Raw genomic sequence first — 14918 nt, 5'->3', positions numbered from 1 at the left:
GCGTGCGGCCATGGCCCATCAGCAGATAAAGATCATCCGCCTGGGAGAGCTCCTGCTCAACGCGGGAGTGATATCGCAGGAGAACCTTAAAGCCGCGCTGGCGGAGCAGAAGGTATCGCATCTACGCCTGGGAGAGATATTGATAAAAGAGGGCTATCTGACGGAAAATCATCTCGCGGAGGCGCTCGCCCAGCAGCTTGACCTGCAGCAGGTGTCTATGGTGAAGATGCGCCCGCAGCAGGAGGCCCTCGCGCTCGTCCCTGAGAATGTGGCGGCGCGCCTCAATATCCTGCCGCTGGAGCTGGTCGGAGACGATAAGATAGTTATCGCGATGGCCGACCCGATGGATACTTACGCCGTCGACGAGCTTTATCTGCTTACGAACAGGGAGATCGAAATACGGGTGGCGACCTCGACTGACATCCATAAAGCCCTGGTCAATTATTATCGTGTGCAGACGAGCGTCCACGACGCGATGGCCGACGTCATGAAGCAGGAGCAGGCCGTGCAGTCGGCGCCGAACATAGTCACCGTTTCACAGACTACGGCGCAGGACGTGACGAACATCGCCGCCGACGCCGCTCCCGTCGTGCGGCTGGTGAACAGCATTCTTGAGCAGGCTGTGCGCGAGAAGGCCTCCGATATCCATATCGAACCGACTGAATCGATGACGCGCGTCCGCTTTCGCATCGACGGCACGCTGTTCAGCAACATAGAGATCCCGAGCAACCTTCACCTGCCGCTCATCGCCCGCATCAAGATCCTCTCGGGGATGGATATCGCGGAAAAACGGCGTCCGCAGGACGGGCGTATCCTGATCAAGGTCGCGGGCTCGCGGATAGACCTGCGCGTCTCGACGCTTCCCTCCATTTTGGGGGAGAAGGTGGTGCTGCGGCTACTCGACCAGAGCAACGACCGTATCGGGATGGAGAGGCTCGGCTTCAGCGACGTTCAGCAGGAGATGCTGCGCGAGGCGATACGGGCTTCAAACGGCATCGTGCTGGTGACCGGCCCCACGGGGTCCGGCAAGTCGACGACGCTCTATTCGCTGCTTGAAATACTGAACGACCCCTCAAAGAATATCATCACATTGGAGGACCCCGTCGAATTTACGATCGCCGGCCTCACACAGATACAGATAAACGAGAGGATCGGCCTCACCTTTGGGAGCGCCCTCCGTTCTATCCTGCGCCAGGACCCCGACATAATAATGGTCGGAGAGATCCGCGACACGGAGACAGCCCACCTTGCGGTGCGCGTCGCCCTCACGGGACACCTGGTCCTCAGCACTCTGCACACGAACGACGCGCCGACCGCCATCAACAGGCTCGTCGATATGGGGGTGCCGCGCTTCCTGCTCGCCTCCTCGCTGCGCGCCGTGCTTGCCCAGCGACTTGTAAGGAGCCTCTGTCCGCACTGCAGAGAGAGGCTGTTCGTCAACGCGGCGATGGAGGCGGAGACCGGCATCCCGGAGGGTACCGCGGTCTACGGGCCTAAGGGCTGCCCAGAGTGCCGCTTCACGGGCTATAAGGGACGCACCGTGATCGCCGAGGTAATGATGATTGACAATACGCTGCGTGCGATGATAAACGACGGCGCCTCGGAACAGGAGCTGCGCGACTACGCGCGCCGTTTCGGGATGATAACGCTGCGCGAGGACGCGCGCCGCAAGGTCGAAGAGGGCGTTACGAGCATCGACGAGATGCTGTTTACAACGATAATTGATTAGAGGAGCCTGCCAAAATGACGGGATTTGTCCTGAAAGATACTCTGATAAGAGGAATAAACAGCTGTGCGAGCGACGTTCACTTGAGCGTCGGGGACGTGCCGATGCTGCGGATAGACGGAAACCTTGTGCGCATCCCGGAGGCCCAGCCTCTGGCCGAAGATGATATGCGCCAGGCGGTCAGCGAGCTGCTGACTGAGAGCCAGATCGAACGTTTCAACAAAGAGCGGGAATATGATTTCAGCTTCGGCCTCGACATGGGGGTGAAGGAGCAGCGTTTCCGCGCCAATTTCTCATATGAAAAGGGCTGTCCCGCGCTCGCGCTGCGCGCCATCACCTCAAATATCCGCACGATGAAGCAGCTGGGGCTGCCGGACGACCTTAAGGTGATGACGAAGAAGAATAACGGCCTCTTTCTTGTCACCGGACCGACCGGCTCCGGCAAGTCGACAACGCTCGCGGCGATCATCCAGGAGATAAACCTCACGCGTTCGGTGCACATCGTGACCGTCGAAGATCCGATAGAATACCTCTATACCTCCGAGGTCGCGCTCATACACCAGCGCGAACTCGGACGCGACACGAAGACCTTCGCCGAGGCGCTGCGCCGCGCGATGCGCCAGGACCCGGACGTGATAATGATCGGCGAAATGCGGGATCTTGAGACGATCTCGGCGGCGATCACAGCCGCCGAGACGGGGCATCTCGTGCTCGCGACTCTGCACACGCGCGACGCGGCGCAGAGCATCGACCGTATAATCGACGTATTCCCCCCCTATCAGCAGCAGCAGATACGCATCCAGCTGGCCTCGATGCTGCTCGGGGTCCTTTCACAGCAGCTGATCCCTCTTGAGGGGATACCGGGTCGGGCGGTCGCCACCGAATACCTTGTCGCGACAAACGCCGTGCGCAATTATATCCGCGAGGGAAAGAGCTCGCAGATAAAAAACGTCATTCAGACCGGTTCGGCGCTCGGAATGCACACGATGGACCAGGATCTCGCCAGCCTCTGTCAGAAGGGCATGGTCGGTAAAAGAGAGGCTTTGGCCCACGCCTACGATGTAGAGAGTTTCAACCGCTATATGATATAGATGGGAAAACGTAGCGGCTCCTTACTTGCGGAGGCGGTCGTTGCCATGTTCACCGCGCTGGTCGTTTTGATCGCCGCCTCTTCCATGCTGAGCTCGGCCGTGAAGCTGGCCGAGAGCGGAAAGCGGCGGCTGGAGGCGGAGAGGAGGGCCGGTGAGGTGATAGCCCTTTTAGTTGCGGGCGGCGCGGATGAACTGTCCTCGTTTGAAACAGAGCGCCGCGTGATCCCCGGAGGCGTCTCCGTGCGGCTCTACAGTATCCCCGTCGGAAATAATGGATCGGTCGCTGTCGTCTGGCCTGAACACGGGCGCTGACCGCCGTGCGGCTTTCACGCTGGCAGAGTGCCTTGTTGCGCTCATGGTTATCTCTGTCATCCTCTCTCTCTTCTTTTCGCCCTTCAAGGGCGCTCTTTATGTCTGCCGCGCCTTCGTCGACCGCAGGGTGGCGGAATCGCGTATCTGGACGGCCTGCGGCATATTGCGCGGCCCCATTTTCTATTGCGCGCTGGGTATCCCCGGAGACGCCGGCGAATACAAAAAGGGGTTCGGTTCACAGCTGGGGGCTCCGTTCAGTTGGGACGGCCCCGTCTCGGTGACGTCGGATAAAAACGGCCGCTCCAACGGCTGTTTGCGTCTCGCTTACGCCTATCCTGAGCTTTGCCGCACGCGGCAGGAGGGCGGTGTGGGAAAAGTCGCCGCGAGGATAAGTTTTGACACGGCTCCGAACCGCGATCACTTTGACCTTGACCTCTACGACAAGTCCAAATCCGTGAAGAATTGGGTCCTCTTTGAGAACTGCCGCCCGCGGAGATCGCTGCTTCTCGTAACAAAGGCCTCCGGCTCTGAACTCGAACTCAAAAATTATGGGGCGGAGGAGGCCGTCGTTTCCAAGGGCGAGCGGCTGCTGCTATTCCGCGCGATGGAATGCTGGGCGTGGGATGATAAGCTCTATACGAAAGATTTTCGCACGACGGGCGACCAGCCGCGGGAGAACGGTATCTGTGACATCCGTTTTTATCTCGACGACGGAAAAAACCTGCTTACGGTCTATCTGGTGGCGCGCGGCGGCGACGAGACTCTCGCGCCGGGGCGTATCGTCGGAGAGGAAAATTGCCGTGAAGAGATACTCGCGCAGTGGCGCGGCCGTTCGCGGCATATCCTTTACTGCGCGAAGTTCAGCTGGCCGCTGCCGAATGTCCGCGGCCCCTGATCTTGCCCCGCGCGGCTGATGAGGGCGGGAAATGCGTAAGTTGGCTCTTCCGGATGATATTATTTGTTTATAATATTTGATAAGTCAACACATTTTATGTTATGATTCTATGGCATAGTCAGGAAATGATATATGTGGGCATGAGGCATGCTCATACGAGTACAGGGAGGCATTTTTATGGCACAGATAGTCGATACTAGTGATTTCCGTCCCGGTTTGAAGATCAAATGGGAGGGCGGGATGTGGGTTCTTCTCGAATGTTCGCATCATAAAATGGGAAGGGGCGGGGCGATAGTCCGCGGAAAGCTCCGTAACCTTGAGACCGGTTCGAGCGTCGACCAGTCCTTCAAGTCCGGCGAACGTTTTGAGAGGATCGTCTTTGACGAAAGGCCCGCGCAGTATCAGTACAAGGACGGAGAAGACTTCGTCTTCATGGATATGGAATCGTATGATCAGGTGACGCTGTCTCCCGATATTCTCGGCGATATGGTGAAGTTTCTTATAGACGACCTTGAAGTCAGCTTTGATATGTACGAAGGGCGCGTAATGGGGATCGAACTCCCGAACCAGGTGACGATGAAGATCACCGACACGCCGCCCGGATTTAAGGGCGATACGGCCTCCGGCGGCGGCAAGCCCGCGACGACGGAAACTGGCCTTGTAGTTACTGTTCCGTTCTTTGTGGAAAACGGCGAGGAAATAGTCGTAGACACAAGGACGGGAGAGTATTTAGAGCGAGCGAAGAAGTAAACCGGGCACAGGTTTCTTCCGCATTCGCATAATCCAACAGGAGGGATTCAAATGAGCGCACGTGAGAAAATAGCATATTTGAAGGGGCTTATCGACGGACAGAATTTAACGGCTGATTCGCCTGACAAAGCAAAGTTTTACACCGCATTGGTCGATGCACTGGATTCCCTGGCTGTTGCAATTGAGGATCACGAAGAGGTACATGAGGAGCTCAATGCCTACCTCGAACAGCTTGACGAGGATGTCTCGGATCTCGAAGATGAGATCGACGCGCTTTGCGAGGATGAGGATGATGACGAGTGCTGCCATCACCATCACTATGATGATGACGACGAGGAAGACTACGAGGATTTCGACGAAGAGGAATATGAGTCGGTAACATGCCCGAACTGCAATAACGATTTCTACTTTGAACCGGCGATGTATGACGAAGAGGAAGACCTTGTCTGCCCGCACTGCGGCAAGCCATTCAAACTTCCGGAAGATTAGGCGCGCTGGTCTCCTGTTTCGTACCCCCGTGTACGGATCAGGGACGTTCATCGTTTTTTAGAGTTGAAGATATTGGGGATCTTGTATTGAGGGAGGAATTGCGGCATGGTTGAATCAATGAACGAAGATTTCAATGTTGAAGAAAAGCAGGAGACTGAACCCGGTCTCGGCCAGACGAATCTTGAGGGGAAGGTACGCATCTCCGAAGACGTCATCGCGCAGCTTGCGACCAAGGCGCTGAACAGCGTCGAAGGGGTATCCCCGGCCAGCCCAGGATTGATGGCAAACCTCAGGCTCGGACGCAAGACGGTGAACGGAGTCCGCATCTCGATCTCCGACGGCGATTCCCCCGAGATCGTAGTCGACGCCTATATCTCCGTAAAGTACGGCCTGCGGATTCCCGACGTCTGCTGGGACGTCCAGGAGGCTATCAAGGAGCAGGTGGAGCGCTACACGGGATACTCGATCAAGGGCGTAAATATCTACGTTCAGGGTATCACCTTCGCGGAAAAGAAGACCACCGACGGCGAAGAGGCTGACGGGATCGATCCGCTCAACGTTGAAGGGGCCTGATTTAACAGCGTTTAACTACCAAGAAGGCCGGTTTGCTATGACCGGCCTTCTTTTTTGAGAGGCGGTGCAGAGCATGCTGTTTCTATGGACAACGACAAAACTTGGCAAGATATGGGTGGACGGCGACGCGATAAAATTGATCATATCGAAGCGTCTCCCACAGGAGCTTTACGTGCAGGAGATATCGTTTATCGGCGAAAAGAATCTCCTCAACGCCTATATAGCGGCGCCCGAGGACACGAATCTTGAGACGAAGAGCGCCCTTGAGAGGCGCTTTGAGGGCATATTCAACAAGTCCGGCATCGCGGTGCAGCTGAATTGGGTGAATATCGCCCCGCAGGATAATAGGAAGACGACGCCGGTATGGATGCTGCCGCTCTTTTGGGCCGCCGCGGCTGCCGGCATCACGGCGCTTTTCCACATGGGCATCAGGGGGATACTTTGGTCTATCTTCTCAGCCGTGGTCGGATATGGAGTCGCCTGGGTCCTTATCACGGACGATGGGCAGAGGCAGATAGCGGCGTTGAAAGAACATTTCAGGAGATGATTTTTTGGTGATGTCCCGTAGGGCGCGGCTGCGCCACAGGGCGCGAGAGGTCGCGCTGCAATTGGTGTATATGCTTGACATGAGGCCGGATACCCCGCCGCAGGAGGCGCTTGAGACGCTCTCCGCCGACGAGGCCCTTGAGCTTTTCAGCGCGGAGCTTGCGGAAGAGGGGGCGGACTCTCCGGACAAAGAGAAGTTCCCCTCCGTATCTTCCTTTGACCTCGCGCTCTCCGAGGCGGAGCGGGACGAGGTGCTGGCCTACGCTACGGAGCTCTTCCGCGGCGTGCGGAGCAATTCCGCGAAGCTGGAAGAGATCATCCGCGTCAACATGGAGAGCAAATGGCGTCCGGAAAGGCTTGTCGCGATCGACAAGGCCGTCATATCGCTGGCCCTTTACGAAGGTGTGCTGGCACAGAATGTCCCGGTGAACGTGGCGATATCCGAGGCGGTGGAGATCGCCAAGGCCTTTGGCACGGAAGAGTCCGGACGCTTCGTAAACGGAGTGCTTGGCCGCATAGTGCGCAGCGACAATGAACAGCAGTAAAAACGTTATCGTGACGGTAGACGAGATGACGGCCTCCGTGAGGGAGGCGCTCTTTCGCGAACCGTCGCTGCAGAATCTTTCCGTACGCGGCGAGCTGCTCGGCTTTAAACTCCACACCAGCGGGCACGCCTACTTTACGCTGCTAGGCGCAAATTCACGCGTCGCCTGCGTATTATTCCGCTCATACGCCAACTCGGTGCTCGTCTGGCCGAAGGATGGCGACGAGGTGCTCGTGCGCGGCAAGATAGACGTCTACGGCGCCCGCGGCTCCTATCAGATCTACGCGACGACGTTGCTGCCGCTGGGGGCCGGCGCGAAGGCGCGCGCCAAAGAGGCGCTGCGGCTGCGCCTTGAGCAGGAGGGCATATTTGATCCCCGCCTCAAGAGGCCGCTGCCGCGTTATCCGGAAAGGGTCGCCGTGATCACCTCGCCGACCGGAGCCGCGCTTCAGGATATTTTAAAGCTTCACTCTCTGAGATTCCCCTGCGCGGAGCTGATCGTGATCCCGAGCCTTATGCAGGGGCTCGGCGCTCCCGAGGAGATCGTCCGCGCCTTTGAGCTGGCGCGGCGTATCCGCGGGCTTTCCTGCGTTATGCTCGCGCGCGGCGGCGGGAACCGCGACGACCTCGACATCTTCGACAACGAATCTGTGGTCCGCGCGATCCGGCTTTCTCCCGTGCCGGTGATAACCGGATTGGGACACCAGATAGACAGCACTCTTGCAGACATGGCGGCCGACGCGGCGGCGCCCACGCCGTCTGGGGCGGCGGAGCGGCTTTTTCCTGACGGGAAAGCGCTCGACACCGCGCTGCTGAGCGCCGCGCGCAATATGCGCGGAAGGCTTGAGACGCGCATCGGCTTTATGGATAAAAATGTCGCCGCCACGAAAGAGCGTCTGGACAGAGACATCGTCAGAGGTCATCTGCAGCCGGCCGCCGATTTCGCCGCGCGAGCCGCGGATTCGATCAGGGACGCGATCTCCCGCAGGCTCAGGGACGAGTGCTCCGGCCTCGCCGCCTTTGCCGCGCGGCTCGCGAACCTTTCGCCGCTTTCGCTGCTGGCGAAGGGCTACAGCATCTGCACCGACCTCTCCGGCACGGTGATACGCTCCGCGGCCTCCTTGAAGGCCGGCGACGCCGTGAGGATCATCTTAAACGACGGCAGCGCCGAAGCGGTGGTGAAAGAGGTTTCAAATAAGACCTTTTCGAGGGGGGCTGAATGATATGCTGCCCGCGACGATAGAGTGGAAGGATGGGAAGCTGCGGCTGCTCGACCAGCGGCTGCTCCCGAGCAGGACGGAATATGCGGTCTGTGAGAGCGCGGAGGATACCGCCCTCGCGATAGAAAACATGACCGTCCGCGGGGCTCCCGCCATTGGAGTGGCCGCGGCCTACGGCCTGGTCCTCGCGCTTAAGAACGAAGATTTCGCGGAGGCGGCCGAACGCCTCGCCGCGACGCGCCCCACGGCGGTGAACCTCTTCTGGGCCATCAAACGCATGAGAGAACTTTGGCTTGAAAACAGGAATAAAGATAACGGCGAACTATACCTTATTATGGAGAATGAGGCGCTGACGATCCATAACGAGGATATCGAGATAAATAAAAGCATCGGACGCTTCGGAGCGTCCATACTGCCCGACCGCGGCGCGGCGATAACGCACTGCAACGCAGGGGCGCTGGCGACGGCGGGATATGGAACGGCGCTCGGAGTCTTCCGCGCCGCCGCCGAGGCGGGAAAACGGATCAGGATATACGCCGACGAGACGCGCCCGCGCCTTCAGGGCGGCCTGCTTACCGCCTATGAACTTCAGCAGGACGGTTTTGACGTTACGGTGATCACCGATTCGATGGCCGCTTTCCTGATGTCGCGCGTGAAGATCGACGCCGTAGTCACCGGCGCGGACCGCGTGGCGATGAACGGCGACGCCGCGAACAAGATCGGCACCTACGGCCTCGCGATCGCGGCGAAGCGGCACGGAGTGCCCTTCTACATCGCCGCGCCGCTCTCGACCTTTGACGCGGAGTGCGCCTGCGGAGCCGATATCCCGATCGAGGAGCGCTGCGGGAACGAGGTCCGCGCCATCGGCGGTGTTTGTGTGATCCCGGAGGAGATCAAGGTATGGAATCCGGCCTTTGACGTCACGCCGAATGAACTTATCGCGGGAATCATTACGGAGCGCGGCATTATCCGCGCGCCGTATGCTGAAAATATAGAAAAATTTTTCCGGGGAGGAAATAATAGAAATGAGAAATGAATTCAAGATCGCGGATATAAGTCTTGCTCCGGAGGGACGCCGGCGCATGGAGTGGGCCTGGGAATACATGCCCGTGCTTCGGCTCATCGCCGAAAAAGAGGCTCCCGCGCAGCCGCTCGCCGGCGTGGTGGTGGGAACCTGCCTTCACCTCGAGGCGAAGACGGCCTGCCTGCTGAAGGTGCTCCGCCAGCTCGGCGCTACGGTCGTCACCGCCGGCAGCAACCCGCTTTCGACGCAGGACCCGATATGCGCGGCTCTCGTTGAAGAGGAGGTCCACGTCTTCAGCCGCCGCGGGATGACGGCCGAGGAATACGGCGAGAACCTCCGCGAAATGCTTAAATGGGACCCGCAGGTGATCATCGACGACGGCGGCGACGTGGTGACGATGATAATCGAAGAGCGTCGCGACCTCATCAAAAATATCCTCGGCGGCTGCGAGGAGACGACCACCGGCATCAAACGCCTCAAGGCGATGGCCGACGAGGGCGTGCTGCCCTTCCCGATGCTGGCCGTCAACGACGCGCAGAGCAAGCACCTTTTCGATAACCGCTACGGCACGGGACAGTCGGTGTGGGACGCGATCCTGCGCACTACCAATCTTATCGTTGCCGGCAAGAACGTCGTCATATCCGGCTACGGTTGGTGCGGCAAGGGCGCTTCAAAGCGGGCGGCCGGGCTCGGCGCGCGCGTCATCGTTGTCGAGGTCGACCCGCACCGCGCGCTCGAAGCGCTGATGGACGGTTTTGAGGTGATGGATATGAACGCCGCGAGCAAAGTGGGCGATGTCTTCATCACCGTTACGGGAAACACTAAAGTGATCCGCCGGGAGCATTTTGAAAATATGAAGGACGGCGTCCTGCTGGCGAACGCCGGACACTTTGACGTCGAGGTGTACGTTCCCGACCTTCGCGCCATCGCCGTTGAAACGCGGCAGTCGCGCGACAATATAGAGACCTTTGTGACGGCGGACGGCCGCAGGCTCCATCTGCTCGGCGAGGGACGCCTCGTCAATCTTGCCGCCGGCGACGGACATCCCGTTGAAATAATGGATCTCAGCTTCGCGATGCAGCTGCTGTCGTCGCTTTACATCGCGAACAACAGGCTCGCGCCGGGGCTCTACAACGTACCGGAGGAGCTTGACCGCCGCATCGCCGAGCTCAAGATTGAATCTCTCGGAATAACGATTGAAAAACTCACGCCGGAACAGGAAGAATATATGGCGAGCTGGAGGGAATAAAATGCAGAATCTCTATCGTGATGTGATCGTATGGGACGGAGAGTCGAAGGGCGCGCGCCGCTGCGACGTGCGCACCGAGGGCTCGCGGATCGCGGCCGTCGAACCGGCCGGCACCTTCCGCTACGGAGCGGCCTATGAGGGGCGCGGCAGGACGGCGCTTATTCCCGGCTTCGTCAACGCGCACGGACACGCGGCGATGACGCTGCTGCGCGGTCTCGGCGAGGAGCTCCCACTCATGGAATGGCTTCAACAAAGGATCTGGCCCGTGGAGAACAGGCTTAACGGAGACCTCGTCTACGCTGGGACTCAGCTCGCGATCATGGAGATGCTCTCGACGGGGACGACCTGCTTCGCCGATATGTATTTCTTCATGGACCGCGTCGCCGAGGCGGCGCTGGCGGCCGGCATGAGAGCCGGGCTATGCCGCGGCATCGTCGGAGGCGCGGACGGCGCGGAGAAGCTCGCGGAAAACCTGAAGCTCGCGCGGGACTACAACGGCGCGCAGGGACTTGTCAACGTGCAGCTGGGGCCGCACGCTCCCTACACGGTACCCTTTGAGCTTATGAGGGATGTCGCCGACGCGGCGAAGGAAAACGATCTCGCCGTCCAGCTCCACTGGCTTGAGACGACAAGCGACTGGACCCTCTCTGAATCTTCAAAGAGCATGACGCCGGAGGAGTTCCTTGATAAGACCGGCCTGACCGGAGTCAAGCGGCTGCTCCTCGCGCACTGTGTCTGGATAGAAAAGGATAAACTGCCCTTCTACGCGCGCCCCAATATAACGGCGGCGCACAATCCGAAGAGCAACTGGAAACTCGGCAGCGGCACGGCTCCCGTGGCGGCGATGCAGAGGGCCGGAGTGACGGTCTCCATCGGTTCCGACGGCGCTTCGAGCAACAACCGCCTCGACATGTGGGACGAACTCCGCTTCGCGGCGCTTGCCCAGAAGGGCGCGAACATGGACCCGACGTTGCTCTCCGCGGAGGATGCCCTGCGCATGGCGACGGTGAACGGGGCGCGTGCTCTCGGATTTGAAAAGACGGGACTCATTAAGGAGGGATACACGGCGGACTTCATGCTGATCGACCTCGACCAGCCGCACTATGTCGGCTGGGACCTTGAAAATCTGCCTGGTTGCCTCGTATACGCCGGCTCCTCGGCGGACGTGAGGACGACGGTCGTCGCCGGCGAGACGCTCTATCACATGGGCGCCTTCACAAAGATGGACGCCGAAAAGGTCATGAACGACGCCCGCGCGGCGAGGCAATATCTCACCAGCGCCGAATAATGATCTGAATAATATTCGCAGAGGGCGGATATGGATTATAATAATCAATTAGATTAAAAACTATTGGGGGCAATCTTTATGGAACGCCGCAGCGGCAAAGAGTTACGCGAACTGTTTTTGAAATTTTTTGAGGAAAAGGGATGCAAAAGGTATCACAGCTTTTCGCTGGTGCCTGACGACCCGACCCTCCTTTTTACGATAGCGGGCATGGTGCCTTTCAAGCCGTATTTCCTCGGCTTGAAGACGCCTGAGGTGACGCGCGCGACGACCTCGCAGAAGTGCGTGCGCACGAACGACATCGAGAACGTCGGACGCACGGCGCGCCATCATACGTTCTTCGAGATGCTGGGCAACTTCAGTTTCGGCGATTACTTCAAGCCCGAGATCATCCCCTGGGCCTGGGAATTTCTCACCGAGCGCGTCGGCCTCGACCCGAACCGCCTCTACGCGACGGTCTATCTTGACGACGACGAGGCTTTCGATATCTGGCACGAAAAGGTCGGGCTGCCGAAGGAGCGCATCTTCCGCCTCGGCGCGGATGACAACTTCTGGGCCGCCGGCCCGGTCGGCCCCTGCGGCCCCTGCTCGGAGATAATCTATGACCAGGGCGAGAAGTTTTCCTGCGGCAAACCGACCTGCACGGTCGGCTGCGACTGCGACCGCTATCTTGAGATATGGAACCTTGTCTTTATGCAGTATAACCGCGACGAGGCCGGCAACCTCACGCCGCTGCCCCATAAAAATATAGACACCGGCATGGGCCTCGAAAGGCTGGCGTCGGTCGTTCAGCGCGTCCCCAACGATTTTGAGACGGACCTTTTCCGTCCGATCATGGACAAAGCCTGCGAACTCGTCAACGTCAAGTACGGAGAGGACCCGAAGAGAGATATGGCGGTCAAGGTCATCTCCGACCACATCCGCGCCTCGGCGTTCATGATCGCCGACGGCATCCTTCCCGCGAACGACGGCACGGGCTACGTGCTGCGCCGGCTCATCAGGCGGTGCGTGCGCTACGGGCGGCTGCTAGGCATCGAAGAGCCGTTCCTTACTAAGCTGCTGCCCGTCGTGCGCGAATCTATAGGCGACGAATATCAGGAGCTGAAGGAACAGGCCGCGACGATAGAGCAGGTGCTGAGCCTTGAAGAGGAGCGCTTCTCGCGCACCTTGGCGCAGGGCAGCGACCTTCTGGATTCGGAAATAGCAAAACTTGAAGCCGGCAAAGAAAATAAGCTGCCCGGTGACGTTGCGTTCGTTCTTTACGACACGTTCGGTTTCCCGCTCGAACTCACGGAGGAGATCTGCGAAGAGCGAGGCATCTCAGTGGATAAGGACGGCTTCGAGGCGGCGATGGAGGAGCAGCGCGAGCGCGCCCGCGCCTCAAGCAAACAGACGAGCAGCGTCATCTCAAAGAACGTCTATACGGAGCTCGCGGATAAGATCGCCCCGAGCCCCTTCTGCGGATATACAGAGGTGAAGTGCGAAGCTCAAGTCAAAGCGATAATCATCGACGGAGAACTTGCCGAGAGCGCCGCGGCCGGCGCAGAGGCCGACATCGTCCTCAGCGATACCCCGTTTTACGCCGAAAAGGGCGGCCAGGTGGGAGACACCGGAACGATAACGGCCTCCGGCATGACGTTTGAGGTGGCTGACACCGTCTATCCGGTGGCGGACCTCATCGTCCACCGCGGCAAGGTCCTCTCCGGCGTCGTAAAAACGGGCGACGGTGTGACCGCTGAAATAAACGCGGAACGCCGCGCCGAGATACAGCGTCACCACACGGCGACTCACCTTATGCACGAGGCGCTCGCGCGCGTGCTCGGCAAGCATGTGCGGCAAGCCGGTTCTATCGTGACGCCGACCTTCCTGCGCTTCGACTTCAACCACTTTGCGCCGGTGACGCTCGACGAACTGCGCGAGGTGGAGGGCATCGTCTACGCCGAGGTGCTGAAAAACAAGCCCGTCGTTACCACCGTGATGGCGATAGAAGAGGCGAAGAAGACGGGCGCCCGCGCGCTTTTTGACGAAAAATACGGGGACGAGGTCCGCGTGCTGGATATAGAGGACTTTTCAACAGAACTTTGCGGCGGGACTCACGTTAAAAACACGGGAGAGATCGGCCTTGTGAAGATCCTCCGCGAGGAGGGCATCGGCTCCGGCATCCGCCGTATAACGGCGGTCGCGGGATCGTCTTCGCTGCCCCTTTTCCAGTCGTTCGGCCTCGCGGTCACTTCGCTCGTGACTATGGTCGGCGGGGATATTGAATCCCTGATGTCCAAGGTCGAGTCGATGGTCGACGAAAAGAAGGTGCTTGAGCGTAAAAACCGTGAGCTTCAGGTGAAAGCCGCGATGTCCGATATAGAGAACAGCGTGAGGCCGAAGGCCAACGCCGGCGGCGTCGACCTTATCGTCGAGAAGTTTGAGAATATCACGCCCGATCTGCTGCGGCAGATCGGCGACCGGATACGCCAGAAGTATCCGAACGCGCTGATGCTGCTCGCCGGCGTCGGCGAAGAAAAGCACGTCGCCTTTACCGCGATGGCTTCGCCCGATATCGTGAAACTCGGGGCGAACGCCGGTTCGCTGCTGAAAGCGGTGGCCGCCGAGATGGGCGGCAAGGGCGGCGGAAGCCCGACGCTGGCGCAGGGCGGAGCGCCTAGCTCAAAGGATCTCGACAAGGCGTTCGCCGCCGCGCCGAAACTCTTTGAGGGGCTAATGGCAAAAGGAAAGTAATGCAGAGGATAATCGCTCTTGATATAGGATCTGTCAGGATCGGTGTCGCCGTCAGCGACCCCTTGGGCTTTTTTGCGCAGGGGGTCGCCGTGCTTGACGCTAAGGGCTGCTGGCTTTCCGATCTAGCAAAGATAGCAGGCGAGTACGAGAAGCCCAAACTTTTGATCGGCATGCCGCGCCGCACCGACGGCAGCGAGGGGCCGGAGGCCGTTCGTATGCGCGAGACGGCGAAGTCGGTACAGGAATATTTTCCAGACCTTGAGATCGAGTTCTGGGACGAGCGCTTTACGACGACCATCGCTCAGCAGGCGCTGCTGGAGGCGGACGTATCGCGCGCGGGAAGAAAGAAAAAGGTGGATAAGATAGCGGCCACCCTGCTTCTTCAAAGCTACCTGGACCGGGGCCGCTGATCGTATACGCCACCCGCGCCGCCGGCGCGCCTGTGGCGTCCGGCGGTTTGAAATTTTATCTTTAGTTATCT

At 59.3% G+C, this 14918-nt stretch carries 15 protein-coding genes; all 15 read left to right on the top strand.

Annotation, left to right across the window (positions count from 1 at the left end; genetic code table 11):
• Window positions 1–10 precede the first annotated feature (10 nt).
• The 15 genes from CLOEV_RS09320 (at window position 11) to ruvX (ending at window position 14847) form a co-directional block, all read left to right on the top strand.
• A complete protein-coding gene (locus CLOEV_RS09320) occupies window positions 11–1729 on the top strand; it encodes a GspE/PulE family protein (RefSeq protein ID WP_008712361.1) in 1719 nt (572 codons plus the stop codon).
• A 14-nt stretch (window positions 1730–1743) separates the two neighbouring features.
• Entirely contained in the window at window positions 1744–2817 is a 1074-nt protein-coding gene (locus tag CLOEV_RS09315) for a type IV pilus twitching motility protein PilT (RefSeq protein ID WP_008712356.1), read from the top strand.
• Window positions 2818–2862: 45 nt separating this feature from the next.
• Window positions 2863–3129, top strand: coding sequence for a hypothetical protein (locus tag CLOEV_RS09310; RefSeq protein WP_034443353.1), 267 nt, complete (start codon window positions 2863–2865; stop codon window positions 3127–3129).
• Window positions 3089–4024, top strand: a complete 936-nt coding sequence (locus tag CLOEV_RS09305) for a prepilin-type N-terminal cleavage/methylation domain-containing protein (RefSeq protein ID WP_156938392.1) — start codon at window positions 3089–3091, stop codon at window positions 4022–4024. The genes CLOEV_RS09310 and CLOEV_RS09305 overlap by 41 nt, the downstream gene beginning before the upstream one ends.
• 177 nt (window positions 4025–4201) lie before the next feature.
• On the top strand, window positions 4202–4774 hold the full coding sequence (gene efp / locus CLOEV_RS09300; protein WP_008712353.1) for an elongation factor P: 573 nt from the start codon (window positions 4202–4204) through the stop codon (window positions 4772–4774).
• Window positions 4775–4825: 51 nt separating this feature from the next.
• Window positions 4826–5263: a CD1247 N-terminal domain-containing protein gene (locus tag CLOEV_RS09295; RefSeq protein WP_008712352.1), complete on the top strand. Its 438-nt coding sequence runs from the start codon at window positions 4826–4828 to the stop codon at window positions 5261–5263.
• A 105-nt stretch (window positions 5264–5368) separates the two neighbouring features.
• Window positions 5369–5836, top strand: coding sequence for an Asp23/Gls24 family envelope stress response protein (locus tag CLOEV_RS09290; RefSeq protein WP_008712351.1), 468 nt, complete (start codon window positions 5369–5371; stop codon window positions 5834–5836).
• A gap of 73 nt (window positions 5837–5909) precedes the next feature.
• The gene (locus CLOEV_RS09285) at window positions 5910–6383 is read left to right on the top strand and encodes a hypothetical protein (protein WP_008712350.1); all 474 of its coding nucleotides are present in this window, start codon (window positions 5910–5912) and stop codon (window positions 6381–6383) included.
• A 10-nt stretch (window positions 6384–6393) separates the two neighbouring features.
• The gene (gene nusB, locus CLOEV_RS09280) at window positions 6394–6927 is read left to right on the top strand and encodes a transcription antitermination factor NusB (protein WP_034443350.1); all 534 of its coding nucleotides are present in this window, start codon (window positions 6394–6396) and stop codon (window positions 6925–6927) included.
• A complete protein-coding gene (gene xseA / locus CLOEV_RS09275; protein ID WP_034443348.1) occupies window positions 6914–8149 on the top strand; it encodes an exodeoxyribonuclease VII large subunit in 1236 nt (411 codons plus the stop codon). The genes nusB and xseA overlap by 14 nt, the downstream gene beginning before the upstream one ends.
• 1 nt (window position 8150) lies before the next feature.
• Window positions 8151–9182, top strand: a complete 1032-nt coding sequence (gene mtnA / locus CLOEV_RS09270; protein ID WP_034443346.1) for an S-methyl-5-thioribose-1-phosphate isomerase — start codon at window positions 8151–8153, stop codon at window positions 9180–9182.
• The gene (locus tag CLOEV_RS09265) at window positions 9172–10419 is read left to right on the top strand and encodes an adenosylhomocysteinase (RefSeq protein WP_034443344.1); all 1248 of its coding nucleotides are present in this window, start codon (window positions 9172–9174) and stop codon (window positions 10417–10419) included. The genes mtnA and CLOEV_RS09265 overlap by 11 nt, the downstream gene beginning before the upstream one ends.
• Window position 10420: 1 nt before the next feature.
• On the top strand, window positions 10421–11707 hold the full coding sequence (locus CLOEV_RS09260; RefSeq protein ID WP_034443342.1) for an amidohydrolase: 1287 nt from the start codon (window positions 10421–10423) through the stop codon (window positions 11705–11707).
• 78 nt (window positions 11708–11785) lie between these two features.
• A complete protein-coding gene (gene alaS, locus CLOEV_RS09255; RefSeq protein WP_008712331.1) occupies window positions 11786–14437 on the top strand; it encodes an alanine--tRNA ligase in 2652 nt (883 codons plus the stop codon).
• A complete protein-coding gene (gene ruvX, locus CLOEV_RS09250) occupies window positions 14437–14847 on the top strand; it encodes a Holliday junction resolvase RuvX (RefSeq protein WP_008712330.1) in 411 nt (136 codons plus the stop codon). Before alaS ends, ruvX begins: the two co-directional genes overlap by 1 nt.
• Window positions 14848–14918: the final 71 nt, after the last annotated feature.

The organism is Cloacibacillus evryensis DSM 19522, assembly GCF_000585335.1.
GTDB lineage: Bacteria > Synergistota > Synergistia > Synergistales > Synergistaceae > Cloacibacillus > Cloacibacillus evryensis.
The sequence above is the reverse complement of the archived record's forward strand: the minus strand, read 5'-3'. Positions and strand labels throughout refer to the sequence as shown.

Bases quoted from the DNA above. Each gene is read 5' to 3' on its own strand.
- CLOEV_RS09320 (WP_008712361.1), top strand. From the start codon at position 11: ATGGCCCATCAGCAGATAAAGATCATCCGCCTGGGAGAGCTCCTGCTC.
- CLOEV_RS09315 (WP_008712356.1), top strand. From the start codon at position 1,744: ATGACGGGATTTGTCCTGAAAGATACTCTGATAAGAGGAATAAACAGC.
- CLOEV_RS09310 (WP_034443353.1), top strand. From the start codon at position 2,863: ATGTTCACCGCGCTGGTCGTTTTGATCGCCGCCTCTTCCATGCTGAGC.
- CLOEV_RS09305 (WP_156938392.1), top strand. From the start codon at position 3,089: ATGGATCGGTCGCTGTCGTCTGGCCTGAACACGGGCGCTGACCGCCGT.
- efp (WP_008712353.1), top strand. From the start codon at position 4,202: ATGGCACAGATAGTCGATACTAGTGATTTCCGTCCCGGTTTGAAGATC.
- CLOEV_RS09295 (WP_008712352.1), top strand. From the start codon at position 4,826: ATGAGCGCACGTGAGAAAATAGCATATTTGAAGGGGCTTATCGACGGA.
- CLOEV_RS09290 (WP_008712351.1), top strand. From the start codon at position 5,369: ATGGTTGAATCAATGAACGAAGATTTCAATGTTGAAGAAAAGCAGGAG.
- CLOEV_RS09285 (WP_008712350.1), top strand. From the start codon at position 5,910: ATGCTGTTTCTATGGACAACGACAAAACTTGGCAAGATATGGGTGGAC.
- nusB (WP_034443350.1), top strand. From the start codon at position 6,394: ATGTCCCGTAGGGCGCGGCTGCGCCACAGGGCGCGAGAGGTCGCGCTG.
- xseA (WP_034443348.1), top strand. From the start codon at position 6,914: ATGAACAGCAGTAAAAACGTTATCGTGACGGTAGACGAGATGACGGCC.
- mtnA (WP_034443346.1), top strand. From the start codon at position 8,151: ATGCTGCCCGCGACGATAGAGTGGAAGGATGGGAAGCTGCGGCTGCTC.
- CLOEV_RS09265 (WP_034443344.1), top strand. From the start codon at position 9,172: ATGAGAAATGAATTCAAGATCGCGGATATAAGTCTTGCTCCGGAGGGA.
- CLOEV_RS09260 (WP_034443342.1), top strand. From the start codon at position 10,421: ATGCAGAATCTCTATCGTGATGTGATCGTATGGGACGGAGAGTCGAAG.
- alaS (WP_008712331.1), top strand. From the start codon at position 11,786: ATGGAACGCCGCAGCGGCAAAGAGTTACGCGAACTGTTTTTGAAATTT.
- ruvX (WP_008712330.1), top strand. From the start codon at position 14,437: ATGCAGAGGATAATCGCTCTTGATATAGGATCTGTCAGGATCGGTGTC.